Raw genomic sequence first — 13,406 nt, 5'->3', positions numbered from 1 at the left:
GATGAAAAAGCCATATTTATAAAAGAAATTTCCATTTAAAAAACACCTCCTGTCCGCTAGACTGGTTTAATCACATGATAAATCAGAGGCGGCAGGAGGTATTTTTATGTTATATCCTAAAAATAAAAAAAAGGAATTGACACAAGAGCTTTTCCGTGATCCGGGCAGTGAATACAGGGGGACACCCTTCTGGGCCTGGAACTGCAGGGTCACGGAAGGGCTGATAGATGAACAGCTTGAGATTTTTAAGAAAATGGGATTCGGCGGGGTGCATCTGCATCCGCGTACAGGAATGGAAAATGATTATCTGAGCAGCGAGTATATGAAACTGGTACGTCACGCGGACGAGAAGGCTAAAGAGAAGGGGATGTTAATCTGGCTCTACGATGAAGACCGATATCCCTCAGGCAGTGCCGGTGGCATAGTTACAGAAAAACTTGAATTCAGGGCAAGGCATTTGCTGCTGAGCAGGGAAAGAAAGACAGATATGTGTGAATCCATAGAAGAATTCGAGAGGAAGGTTGTGGAAGGCGGAAAACCGGCGGGATATTTTCTGACAGCTTACAGGATCAAAACGGTGGACGGCTGTCTTGTATCATACAGACAGATAGAAGGGGAGATACCGGAATTGGACACCGTGCAGGATGAGAAAAAAGAAGGAAAACTCTGGCTGGCGTATGTGGAGCTAATGCGTGAAAGCCCCTGGTACAATGACCAGACTTATGTGGATGTGCTCAATAAGAAGGCTGTGGAGAAATTTATTGAGATCACCCACGAGAAGTATTACAGGGAGCTGGGAGAAGAATTCGGAAAATCAATACCTGCCATTTTTACAGATGAACCACAGATCAAGGGGAGCATGGCGCTGCCTGATGGTGAGTCGGACTACGATGTGACGCTTCCGTTTACAGATGACCTGCCGCAGACTTTTGAGGAGAGCTGGGGGACGCCTTTTCTTCAAGTATTGCCGGAGATATTGTGGGAGCTGCCGGAGGGCAGGGTATCTGTTAACAGGTATCATTACCATGACCATCTGGCAGAGCGGTTTGTATCCTCATACTCTGATACGATTGCTGGGTGGTGCGGTGAACATGGGATAGCCATGACAGGACACTATATGTCAGAGCCAACCCTGTATTCCCAGACTCTGAGGCTGGGGGAAGCCATGAGGTGCTACAGGAATCAGCAGATTCCCGGAGTGGATATCCTGTGCGGGGACCCGGAGTATTCAACAGTCAAACAGGCAGTCAGTGTTGCCAGGCAGAAGGGGCGGGAGGCTGTAATCTGTGAGCTGTACGGAGTGACAAACTGGGACTTTGATTTTAAAGGGCATAAGGTACAGGGAGACTGGCTGGCCGCCCTTGGAGTGACTGTCAGGTGCCATCATTTATCTTTTATGTCTATGGAGGGGGAGGCGAAAAGGGACTGGCCTGCATCAATTAATTACCAGTCTCCCTGGTATGGGAAATATTCTTATATAGAAAATTATTTTGCCAGGGTGAACACAGTGCTGACCAGGGGAAAGGCTGATGTGAAGGTAGGCGTTATCCATCCCATTGAATCCTACTGGATCAGTTATGGGCCTGTGGCACAGACACAGGATATACGTGACCAGCTGGATCTGGAGTATAAAGAGCTGATGGAATTCCTTCTGTTTGGAATGATAGACTTTGACCTCATCTCGGAATCTCTGCTTGGCGGGAAGGATGGGGCTGCTGCCTGTCCTTACCCCAGGAGGGACAGGCAGAGACAAAGGCCGGAATTCAGGGTTGGTGAGATGTCATATCAGACCATCCTGGTTCCGGGACTGCGGACTATAAGGAGCAGTACGCTGGAGAAGCTGGAGCAGTTTGCGGCAGCCGGCGGAAATATTATTTTTGCAGGCAGGATCCCGCAGCTGGTTGATGCCCTGCCGTCACAGAGAGCAGCAGAGCTGGCTGCCGGATCAAAAGTCATATCATTTGACCGCAGAGAAATACTGGCTGCCCTTGATAGTGACAGGAGTGTAGAGATACAGCGCATGGACGGCAGACTTACGGATGACCTGTTTTATCAGATGCGTGAGGACGGTGGTACAAAATGGCTGTTTGTCTGCCATGTGAATCAGAAGAAGACAAGACTGGACCAGGCGCAAGAATTGTTAGTAAGGATCCGGGGTGAATATGAGGTGACGGCCTGCGATGCGCTCAGCGGAGAGATATCGAAGGCAGAAGCGGGGACAGAAAAAGGCTGGACATGTATAAAGACAGTGATGTATGCCCAGGACAGCCTCCTGTGGAAACTGTCAGAGAGGGAGAGTGACGCAAACATCGGTGAAGAAGATGAGAAAAGAGCGCCGATCAGGACAGGTGAGAGGATCAGTACATATGGACTTGTAGCAGGACCCCGTCATGCTTGCACCGGAGGAAATGAAATTCTGAAGACTATTTACGAGCCTGACTCTTACAGTATGTCTGAGCCGAATGTACTTTGCCTGGACAAAGCTGTCTGGAAGCTGGATGACGGACCTGAGCACAGGGCAGAAGAGATATTGAGGCTGGATAATGAGATAAGGCATGTTCTTGGCTATCCGCTGAGGCAGGATGCCTGCAAACAGCCCTGGTGCATAAGGGAAGCTCCTGAAGACCATACAGTCACTCTGAAATATGCTATAAAGTCAGAGATTGATTCAGGAGAGCTTCTTCTTGCCATGGAGCGTCCATGGAAGGCAGAACTGTGGTGGAATGGTGAGAGAGTCAGAATGTGGGAACATCCCAGGGAGGAGGCAAGGATAGCATGTGAAGGTGATGTGTCACAGTATTTTGTAGACTCCTTCATCAGGACAGTCCAGGTACCGCCGCTCAAAAAAGGTGAGAATGAACTGATCCTGAGGATTCCGTTCGGCCGCAGGACAAACCTGGAGAATCTTTATATTCTGGGAGATTTTGGGGTGGAGGTCCGGGGAACATCGGCGGAAGTCACCAGCCGGACGGAAAAGCTGTATTTTGGTGATATCACACGGCAGAAATTCCCGTTCTATGGAGGAAATGTAAATTACAGAATGCATTTTGAACTGGAGAATGAAGGAAAGGCAGCTGTCAGAGTACCGCATTTTGCTGCGTCTGTCCTGGAGGTATTTATAGATGGCAGGAGTGCGGGACTGATTGCATTTGCGCCTCACACTCTGCAGGCTGGGGTACTGGCGGCAGGAGTACACACACTTGAGATATGCGCATACGGAAACAGATTCAATACATTTGGAATGCTGCATAATGCAAATCCTGAATATAAGTGGTATGGACCTAATTCATACCGCACAGCAGGAAGTGACTGGAGCGAGGCGTGGTGCCTGAGACCGGCGGGAATATTGTCAAGGGTGGAAATACTGTCTGCATAAACAGCGGGGAAATAAGCTGCCTTAGGGGAGGGGGGCTTAAGCACTAGAATATATTAAATAAGAGGCTGCCACTTTTTGCTGTGGCAGCCTCTTATTTGATACATATAGATCCTGAATATCCCAAATCTGTCAGCATGCCAGAATATTTTTGGCATCTTTAACATAATTGTCTACATCTTCTCTTGTGATGCAAGGTTTGTTGTTCCAGCGTCCTGGATGGCTTATACCCAGCTCACGCCTCATCTTGCGGTAATATTCTTCTGTTTCCTTACTCTCAAAATTTAATTTTATCATAACCTTACTCCTTTCCGGCAGACATGTGCTTTAGTCCCGCGTGCAAGTCCCCAATACTTATAAAGCGGTGTCTTTTCTGATACTTTAAATATATCACTTTCAGGACAGAATACAAGTGAAAAATAAGCCGCCGGACACGGATTAGACAGCAGTCAGGATCAAGCGGGCCTGACTTTGTCCCGCTGCCGGCAGGAATAAAATTAACGTTGTCGCCGTGCTTTTTGCATGCTATACTGACATGGAGGACAAATAGTTGGAAGACTCGGGAGAGAAGATGATGAAACAGGAAAAAAGGAAATGGGGATATTTTAATATAGCTCTGGCGGCTATTATCATCGTGACACTGGGTATCGTTTTTGCCAGGCTGTTCTATATCAGCTCCCAGGACAAGATCCTGAATACTTTGGGGGAAATATCTGAGCAGGAAGTGAAGGTGCTCCGCAAGGAAATTGAGAAAGGGAAGCAGACGCTTAATAATCTGGCAGTGTATATCGGGCAGGATGAATCACTTGACATGGAAGCTGTCCTTAAGAAGCTTACGGCAGTTGATAATGTAAATGGTTTTAAGAGGATGGGGATCATTAGGCCTGACGGACAGGCATTTACTACAGATTCTAAAGAAATGTACCTGGGAGACAGGGAGTATTTTAATATATCAATGAATGGTGAGCAGGCGGTGTCAGATACTCTCATAGATGTAGAGGGCGGCGGCAAGATCAATGTATACAGTGCGCCTGTCACTTTCCGGGATGGCAGCAGGTGTGTCTTATTTGCCACATATGAGATGGTTTCCTTTGAAAATACGCTTTCAACAACCACATTCAAGGGAACAGGGCACAGCTATGTGGTCAAAAAAGATGGTGAACATATAGCGGGCCAGAGTATGAAAGGCGGACTGGGAGCCTTTGAGAATGTTTTTGAGCTGCTGGGTGCTTCGGAAAAGAATCAGGCGGCTGTAAGCCAGATGAAATCAGATATGGGCAGCGGAGCTTCAGGAAGCGTTACGGTCACTGCAGGTGACAAGTCTTATATTTACTATCAGCCTATGGAGATAAATGGCTGGTATCTTCTAAATATTGTGCCTGTCTCTGTGGTGGAGAGAGATATTAACGGATCTCTTGTACTTACGTACCTGTTTGCTGCCATTTGTATCATAGCGCTTATCATACTGCTGCTGAATATAGGAAGAGAGAGAAGACGGGGCAGGGAGGCGATTGAGAAGGCGGCTTTTGTGGATCCGGTTACAGGAGGAAATACCTTTGCCAAGTTTAAGATGGATGCACAGAGGGTTTTAAGAACGGACAGAGGCGGGACATATGCCATGACAGTCCTGAATATTTCCAAATTTCAGTATATAAATGATTTGTTCGGTTATGAGGAAGGAAACAGGGTACTGAGGCATATCGCAGATGTTATATCCAGAAGCCTCACAGGCGAGGAAATCTTTGGGCGCAAAGAGGGGGATCATTTTATAATCCTCATGAAGTACGGATCGGACGAAGCCATGCAGGAGAGGATGGAAGTTCTGATAGAGGAGACATGCAGTTTTGCCAGGCAGGAGAAGAAGCCATATGAGATCAAGCTGCTGGCAGGCGTGTATAAGATAGAGGAGAAGATGATATCTATCGATACCATGGCAGACCGCGCAGAGATGGCCCTTGCCAGGGATGACAGAAAGCCCTTCCAGAGGTGTACCTTTTATGATGATACCATAAGAGACAGAAAGATCCGGGAAAAGGAAATTGAAGACAGTTTTGAAGCGGCCCTGAGGGCAGGGGAATTTGTAGTTTATTATCAGCCTAAATATGATATAAGAAAGGACAGGTTCTTTGGCGCTGAAGCGCTGATCAGGTGGAAGACATCGGATGGAAGCCTGATTGCTCCGGACTCTTTTATCGGGATCTATGAGGGAAATGGAATGATAGTGAGGCTGGATCAGTATGTGTTTGAAAGAGTATGCATACAGATCAGGCGGTGGCTGGATTTGGGATATGAGGTCACTCCAGTCTCTGTCAATGTCTCCAAGGTCCACCTGTACAGGACAGACTTCGTGGAATCGTATCTGGGGATCATAAGAAGATATAAGGTGCCTGTGGAGCTTCTCCAGCTGGAATTAACAGAGACAGTGCTTTTTGACAATGAGCAGATGCTGAAAACTATTTTGGAAGAATTCCGCAGGGCCGGTATACAGATACTGATGGACGATTTTGGGTCAGGATACACCTCAATAGGTATGCTCAAGGATATGCCTATAGATGAGATTAAGCTGGACAAATCACTTGTGGAGGATTATGGACAGAGCGTGCGTGTGCAGAAGATATTAAAAAGCATTATCAGCCTGTCACATGAGCTGGGACTGGAGGTAGTGGCAGAAGGTGTGGAGATACAGCAGGAATATGATTTTCTTGCGGGTATCGGATGTGACTATATACAGGGATACTTCTGTTCAAAGCCCCTGCCGGCAGACAGTTATACAGAGCTGGCATATTCAGGCAGGAAGCCGGAGCGTGAACAGTAACAACCAGATAAACTGCGGAAATGGTGTCTTGACAAATACAGTAAATTGGCATAGAATGGGCGTATTGAGAGAAACCGGCTGAGAAAAGGGATAGTATATCTGGGAAACTCATCAGAGAGAGGGCTGTTGGTGTGAGGCCTTTGTGGATAACAGATAGAACCTGCCTTGGAGCCCTGCATGAAAATGCAGCGTATATCCGGCGTTAACGGTGAAATGAGATGGCAGCCTGAGGGCTGCTGATAAGGGTGGTACCGCCGGGTAGAGAATGACTGCCGGCCCCTTGTGCATATTATGCATGAGAGGCCGGTTTTTTTGCAAGACAGTAAGTGAGAAAAGAGGAGAGAAAAATGGCGAAAGACAAGAAGCTTGTGGAAGCGATCACTTCCATGGAAGAAGATTTTGCACAGTGGTATACGGATGTTGTTAAAAAGGCGGAGCTGATCGACTATACCAGCGTTAAGGGCTGTATGGTAATTAAGCCGGCGGGTTATGCAATCTGGGAAAATATCCAGAAAGAACTGGATACAAGATTTAAGGAAACTGGCGTGGAGAACGTATATCTTCCCATGTTTATTCCTGAAAGCCTGCTGCAGAAGGAGAAGGACCATGTGGAAGGATTTGCACCGGAGGTGGCATGGGTGACCCACGGAGGCCTGGAACCCCTTCAGGAGAGGCTCTGTGTGCGTCCTACATCTGAGACACTGTTCTGTGATTTTTATGCAAATGACATCCATTCATACAGGGATCTGCCGAAGGTGTATAACCAGTGGTGCTCTGTAGTACGCTGGGAAAAGACAACAAGGCCGTTCCTGCGTTCCAGGGAGTTCCTGTGGCAGGAGGGGCATACTGCCCACGCCACAGCAGAGGAAGCAGAGGAGAGGACGATCCAGATGCTTAATGTCTACGCAGATTTCTGTGAAGATGTCCTGGCTATTCCTGTTATCAAAGGGCGTAAGACTGACAAAGAGAAATTTGCCGGAGCAGAGGCTACTTATACAATAGAGTCCCTGATGCATGACGGGAAGGCACTTCAGTCCGGTACAAGCCACAATTTCGGTGATGGATTTGCCAAGGCATTTGGAATCCAGTTTGCAGATAAGGATAACACTCTGAAAAACGTATATCAGACCTCCTGGGGAATGACGACAAGAATGATAGGCGCGATCATCATGGTACATGGTGATAACAGCGGCCTTGTGCTGCCTCCCAGGATCGCTCCAGTCCAGGTGATGGTTATACCTATCCAGCAGAAGAAGGAAGGTGTCCTGGATAAGGCATGTGAAGTCAGAAAAGCACTGGCAGAAGCAGGGCTTCGTGTCAGGCTGGATGATACAGACAAGAGTCCGGGGTGGAAATTCTCTGAGCAGGAAATGCGCGGCATACCTGTCAGGATCGAGCTTGGACCAAAGGATATCGAGGCTGGCCAGGCAGTGATCGTGCGCAGGGATACAAGGGAGAAGATCCAGTCTTCTCTGGAAGAACTGCTGGAGAAAGTGAAAGAAGTGCTGGAGACTATGCAGCATGATATGTATGAGAGGGCAAAAGCCCACAGGGATGCCCACACCTATACAGCTCACAACATGGAAGAGATGAAGGATATTGCTGATAACAAGCCAGGATTCATTAAGGCTATGTGGTGCGGATGCCAGGAGTGTGAAGATGCTCTGAAAGAAGAGATAGGAGTGACATCACGCTGCATCCCGTTCGAGCAGGAAGAGATAAATGGCACATGCATACACTGCGGCAAACCAGCGAAACAGATGGTTTACTGGGGCAAGGCATACTAATACTAATAAAAACCGCTTTCCAGGGGCTTTACTTCTGGAGAGCGGTTTTTCGTATCATAAGCTATTTTCTGTACGCATAATTAGGCAGCCCGCTTTTCATGGGGATCGCAGGATTTCCCTGGATCAGGGGCAGTGCGTAATCTATGAATTCCTGGCTGATATCTGTTCCATTTCCTGTAATCCAGGACAGGGGAACACATTTTTCTTTATTGCAGACTTCATCCACATCCACCAGTCCGCATGATATATCATAGGAGACGGAATTGTCCCGGATAAAGGAAACCATTTTGCCTGTCTCACCTTTAAGCGCAGCGGTGACTCCAAAGCTTCCCGCCTTGGCGGCCTCTCTGGAATCAGTCAGGGACTGGGCGAAAGCGGAACATCTCTGGTTGACATTCAGCTCCACAGAACGCACCTTTACGTTCAGGCGGCTCTTAACAAGATTTTCCAGGTATTTCCCGCAGCCTGTCAGCATTTTGTGGCCAAAGGTGTCAGTGCCGGCCTCATTTTCATATTCACATATGAATTTGCCTGTCTTATCGTGGATACCCTCAGATACACAGACAACCAGGTTATTTTTAGACTGGAATGCCTTTTGAACATCAGCAATAAACTGTTCCTGGTCGAAGTCGGTTTCAGGCAGATAGATCAGGACAGGGTTATCGCCTTTAAATTTCCTGGCTAATACGCCCGCTGCTGTCAGCCAGCCTGCATGGCGCCCCATGATTTCCACGATAGTGACTGATTTTGTGTCATAGACAGAAGCATCAATGCCGATCTCACAGACAGAAGCGGCTACATATTTAGCAGCGCTGCCGAATCCGGGAGTATGGTCGGTGTTGATTAAATCGTTATCGATAGTTTTAGGGATACCGATTATACGTATTTCTTCCCGGTGTTCTGTGGCATAGCGGGAAAGCTTGCTGACAGTGTCCATTGAGTCGTTGCCGCCTATGTAGAAAAAATACCCGATGTTCAGTTCCCTGAACCTGTTAAAGAGTTCAGGATAGACTGTATCGTTTAAATCTTCGGGAAGCTTATAGCGGCAGGAACCCAGATAGGCCCCGGGTGTGATGCGCAGTGCCTGAAGTGTCTCAGGCGGCATCTCGGCCCTGAGGTCGGTATATTTTCCTTTTAAGAATCCTTCGATCCCATTTATCATTCCGTATACATTTTCAATTTCATCCGTATGTAAAAATGCCTCCTGGATAACACCGTACAGGCTGCTGTTGATCACAGCGGTCGGGCCTCCAGACTGGCCGACAATTAAATTTTTCATATGAATAAACCCCTTTCTTCAATTCTTTTCCTGGCTGCCAGTATACCCCAGTTTTGGCAGTCAATTTATTTTACAACATTTTGTAAAGGAATTCATGGATAAAATATTAAATTTTATTAAAATACTCAATTTATTGGCCCATAAGCTGTTATAATAGTAAAAAGTCATATCCGGGGAGGTGCAGAATGATAATCAGCGCAAGCAGAAGAACAGATATACCGGCCTTTCATTTTGAATGGATGATGAACAGGCTGAGGGAAGGGTACGCCCTTATTCCCAATCCGTATAATGCCGGAAGGCTTGGCCGGGTGGAGCTGTCGCCGGAGGTCACTGACTGTATTGTATTCTGGACAAAGAATCCGGAACCAATGCTGGGAAAGCTTAAAGAGATTGAGGCGATGGGATTTTCCTATTATTTTGAGTTTACCTTGACAGGATACGGGACGGACCTGGAGCCGGGACTTATGGACAAGGAGAGGCTGTGGGATATTTTCTGCAGGCTGAGCGGACAGGCAGGACCTGAGAGGGTGGACTGGCGTTTCGATCCCATAATTATCACTGATAAGTATCCGGCCTCCTGGCATAAGGAGCAGTTCGCATCCATGTGTGAGAAAATGCAGGGCCGCACAAAGAGATGCATCATCAGTTTTGTGGATGAATATGCGCATCTGGGGAAGAGTATACGCGCCCCTGAAGCGGATGAGATAGAAGATATAGCCCTGAGTATTGGAAAGACGGCAGAACATTATGGAATACCCGTGTATACATGTGCGGAGGCCAGTGACCTGAGCCGGTACGGGATACAAAAGGGTGCTTGCATAGACCAGGATAAAATAGAAGAGATCCTGGGATGCTGCATAGATGTAAAGAAGGATACGGGACAGCGGAAGGAATGCGGCTGTATAGCCAGCGTGGACATAGGGGCTTATGACACCTGCGCATTTGGCTGTACATACTGTTATGCCAACACAAGGGCAGCTGCAGTGAGGAAGAGGTTCTCAGCCTGTGCCCCTTTGTCGCCTATGCTGGGCGGCTGGCCCAGGGGGGATGAGATAATCACACAGAGGACAGCTGTCCCGGTCAGGACGGGGCAGCTGAAACTGCCGCTATGATCTGTGAGCAGTACTTGTGCGCCTGAGTTATTGTATGCTGTGCGTCCGGTAACCCACCCGGTGCTGTCTTAAAGACAGCTGGAAATGGCTGATTTTGTGGAAGGAGAAGATATGATACAGGATATAGAACCACATAAATTTTCAAATGAATATAGACCAGTGCCGCCGGATGAGAGCAGCTGTCTTCTGTACTACAGAGGACGGGAAGTTCTGATCAGGTGGGACGGGGAAGAAATAAGATTTCCGTGCTTTAAAGATCTGGAGGACATGAATGCAGGCTTGTATGAAGGATGTACGTACTTGTTTGCCATTGACGGAGTCAGATTTTATCTGGCTAAAGACATTACATATCCCCTGACAGAAGAATACAGAATGGAAAACACAGAAATTTTCCGGACTGCACTCCCGCGGTTTCTGGCATTTGCAGGGATAACCGGATATCAGCTGTATAAATGGTATTCTGCACGAAAATTCTGCGGGCACTGCGGCAAAGCAATGGTGCACAGCCAGAAAGAACGCATGATGTACTGCCCGGAATGCAGTATAACAGAGTATCCGAAAATTTCTCCGGCAGTAATTGTGGGAGTCACACACGGAAATAAACTGCTGATGTCTAAATATGCCAACCGGGATTTTAATAAGTACGCATTAATTGCGGGATTTACTGAGATTGGGGAGACAATTGAAGAGACTGTGAGAAGGGAAGTCATGGAAGAGGTGGGGCTGAAGGTAAAAAATATAAGGTATTATAAGAGCCAGCCATGGTCTTTTACCGACACACTCCTGTTTGGCTTCTTTGCTGAGCTGGACGGGGACGAAACTATCACTTTGGACAGGGAAGAGCTGGCCATGGCAGAGTGGTTTGAAAGGGAGAGTATCCCTGTCCGGGAGACTAGTCTGAGCCTGACAAATGAAATGATAATCAAATTCAAAAAAGGGGAGGTGTAGTGTCGGAGCAGAATATGTCACTGACAAGCTGTGCAAAATAATTTCCCTGTAGATTTTCTTTTTTCCATACAGCCGAGATCTCATGGTAAATGCGGAAATCTTTCAGGGGTATCACAGTAAGGGAACCATTTTTGATCCTGTCTTCCACTGCACTTCTGTAAAGGAATGTGATTCCGCAGCCATATGCGACCATATCAATTATGGCGTTCATGTTCCCGATCGTTATTATCCTCCGAAAGTCATCTGCACTTAAACTGTTCCGGTCCAGCTCTGTTTCCAGTATGGATCTGGTTCCGGAACCCTGCTCCCTGATGATGAGTCTTTCTCCTGTAAGATCGTGTATACCGGAGATATTCCGGGTAAACTTATAAGAGGGACAGCATACCGGAATAAACTCTGTAAAGAACAGCGGCTGATGGGCATAGGCGGATTTTGGAAAATCACCTTCCAGAATTGCGAAATCAATAACACCATCGTCCAGTTTCTGAAGCAGTTCCCTTGTGTTGGTGACAGTAAGAGAAAGCTCCGTATCCGGGTTGGAATTTAAATACCTGCTGATAGGTTTTGCCACAAGAAATTCCCCGGCTGTCAGGGTAGCCCCCATGTTTATGACAGGGTGGTGATTCTTTAAGATATCCAGCTGTTCCATCAGGTAATTTTCATTATTTTTCAGGGCAAGCAGGGTGTCATGTATGAGCCGGCCGTACTTGGTGAGGCGGAACCGTTTGCCTTCGAATTCAAACAGCGGAGCGTGGTAGTATTCTTCAAGGCTGTGTATATGCTGCGTGACGGCGGGCTGAGAAAGATGCAGCCGTCTGGCTGCCCGGGTAAAATTCATTTCCTGGCAGACAGTCAGGAATGTCTGTACTTTTAAATCCAGCATAATATCCTCCTTTGGGATGAATCATAAGCATAACTTATTATAACATAAAAAACCATAAATAGACAGTATTTACATATACTGTTATTATGTATTGCGGAGTTAAAAGAAGGAAATATGAAAAGAAATATGGAGGAGAGAAGATGGATTTTTTGAAGAAGAATTACAGAGGACTGTTATTGTGCATTGTGATAGCTGTACCGGCCTGGTTTCTGGGCAAGGCGGTACCTATCGTAGGAGGACCTGTGATCGCCATTGTGGCGGGCATGGTAGTCACAATGTTTATAAAAGACAGGAGCCGTATAGAGAGCGGTGTGAAGTATACATCAAAGAAGGTGCTCCAGTACGCAGTTGTGCTTTTGGGATTTGGCATGAATCTGAATGTGGTAGTAAAGACAGGGGTACAGTCCCTGCCTATCATACTGTCCACGATCACTACTTCACTTGTCCTGGCATATATACTGCACCGGGCTATGCATATACCCGGAAAGATTTCAACACTGGTGGGCGTTGGCTCATCTATCTGCGGAGGTTCTGCCATTGCAGCTGCGGCGCCTGTCATAGATGCTGATGACGAGGAAGTTGCCCAGGCCATTTCCGTTATTTTTTTCTTTAATGTGCTTGCAGCCATCCTTTTCCCCGCGCTGGGTACCTGGCTGGGATTCTCCCAGACATCAGGCGAAGCGTTCGGGATCTTTGCAGGAACTGCTGTAAACGATACATCCTCAGTCACAGCAGCCGCTTCCACATGGGACAATATGTACCAGCTGGGGTCCGCTACCCTGGATAAGGCTGTCACTGTAAAACTTACCAGGACGCTGGCTATCATTCCAATCACTCTTGTGCTGGCATTAGTCAGGACAAAGAGGGAGAAAGGAACCGGCGCCGGAAATGTTCCGTTAAAGCAGGTATTCCCATTTTTCATCCTGTACTTTATTGCCGCATCCATCATTACAACGATTGCACTTTCCCTGGGGGTTCCGGCCGGAGTATTTTCCCCTATTAAGGAATTGAGCAAATTTTTCATTGTACTGGCCATGGCAGCTATTGGCATCAATACTAATATTGTGAAGCTTATAAAGACCGGTGGAAAACCAATCCTGATGGGGCTTGTCTGCTGGATAGGGATCACCGGGGTCAGCCTTCTGATGCAGAGCCTGCTTGGTATCTGGTAAATAAAAAATCCTAATATAAAATTTAATGCCGCGCCTT

9 protein-coding genes and 1 other annotated feature are annotated in these 13,406 nt (G+C 47.2%); of the genes, 6 read left to right on the top strand and 3 right to left on the bottom strand.

The features are described 5' to 3' along the window. Positions 1 to 106 precede the first annotated feature (106 nt). On the top strand, positions 107 to 3,376 hold the full coding sequence (locus NSB28_RS13185) for a hypothetical protein (protein ID WP_109625791.1): 3,270 nt from the start codon (positions 107 to 109) through the stop codon (positions 3,374 to 3,376). Between the two features lie 129 nt (positions 3,377 to 3,505). Here NSB28_RS13185 and NSB28_RS13180 read toward each other — a convergent pair whose 3' ends face one another. Continuing rightward, a complete protein-coding gene (locus NSB28_RS13180) occupies positions 3,506 to 3,670 on the bottom strand; it encodes a hypothetical protein (RefSeq protein ID WP_257497785.1) in 165 nt (54 codons plus the stop codon). 274 nt (positions 3,671 to 3,944) lie between these two features. On the opposite strand from NSB28_RS13180, the gene NSB28_RS13175 reads away from it, so the two are divergent. Continuing rightward, the gene (locus NSB28_RS13175; RefSeq protein WP_257497784.1) at positions 3,945 to 6,188 is read left to right on the top strand and encodes a bifunctional diguanylate cyclase/phosphodiesterase; all 2,244 of its coding nucleotides are present in this window, start codon (positions 3,945 to 3,947) and stop codon (positions 6,186 to 6,188) included. A gap of 71 nt (positions 6,189 to 6,259) precedes the next feature. Further along, positions 6,260 to 6,472 (top strand) — a binding site (T-box leader). Positions 6,473 to 6,535: 63 nt separating this feature from the next. Continuing rightward, positions 6,536 to 7,975 carry a proline--tRNA ligase gene (gene proS, locus NSB28_RS13170; RefSeq protein WP_109625789.1) on the top strand — a complete coding sequence of 480 codons (1,440 nt, stop codon included), beginning with the start codon at positions 6,536 to 6,538 and terminating at the stop codon, positions 7,973 to 7,975. Between the two features lie 61 nt (positions 7,976 to 8,036). Here proS and NSB28_RS13165 read toward each other — a convergent pair whose 3' ends face one another. Continuing rightward, positions 8,037 to 9,254: a 6-phosphofructokinase gene (locus NSB28_RS13165; RefSeq protein ID WP_109625788.1), complete on the bottom strand. Its 1,218-nt coding sequence runs from the start codon at positions 9,252 to 9,254 to the stop codon at positions 8,037 to 8,039. A gap of 185 nt (positions 9,255 to 9,439) precedes the next feature. Here NSB28_RS13165 and NSB28_RS13160 point away from each other — a divergent pair, with 185 nt between their 5' ends. Together NSB28_RS13160 and nudC are read left to right on the top strand one after the other, a co-directional pair. Beyond that, positions 9,440 to 10,366: a DUF1848 domain-containing protein gene (locus tag NSB28_RS13160; protein WP_109625787.1), complete on the top strand. Its 927-nt coding sequence runs from the start codon at positions 9,440 to 9,442 to the stop codon at positions 10,364 to 10,366. A 111-nt stretch (positions 10,367 to 10,477) separates the two neighbouring features. Next, positions 10,478 to 11,314 (top strand): NAD(+) diphosphatase, encoded by an 837-nt coding sequence (gene nudC / locus NSB28_RS13155; RefSeq protein WP_109626024.1) that lies wholly within the window; start codon positions 10,478 to 10,480, stop codon positions 11,312 to 11,314. Here nudC and NSB28_RS13150 read toward each other — a convergent pair. Further along, positions 11,295 to 12,197: a LysR family transcriptional regulator gene (locus tag NSB28_RS13150; protein ID WP_109625786.1), complete on the bottom strand. Its 903-nt coding sequence runs from the start codon at positions 12,195 to 12,197 to the stop codon at positions 11,295 to 11,297. The genes nudC and NSB28_RS13150 overlap by 20 nt on opposite strands. Before the next feature lie 140 nt (positions 12,198 to 12,337). On the opposite strand from NSB28_RS13150, the gene NSB28_RS13145 reads away from it, so the two are divergent. Then, positions 12,338 to 13,369, top strand: a complete 1,032-nt coding sequence (locus NSB28_RS13145; RefSeq protein WP_109625785.1) for a YeiH family protein — start codon at positions 12,338 to 12,340, stop codon at positions 13,367 to 13,369. Positions 13,370 to 13,406: the final 37 nt, after the last annotated feature.

Source organism: Murimonas intestini, assembly GCF_024622195.1.
In the GTDB taxonomy this organism is placed as follows: Bacteria; Bacillota; Clostridia; order Lachnospirales; family Lachnospiraceae; genus Murimonas; species Murimonas intestini.
This window is presented reverse-complemented; position numbering and strand designations above follow the sequence as displayed.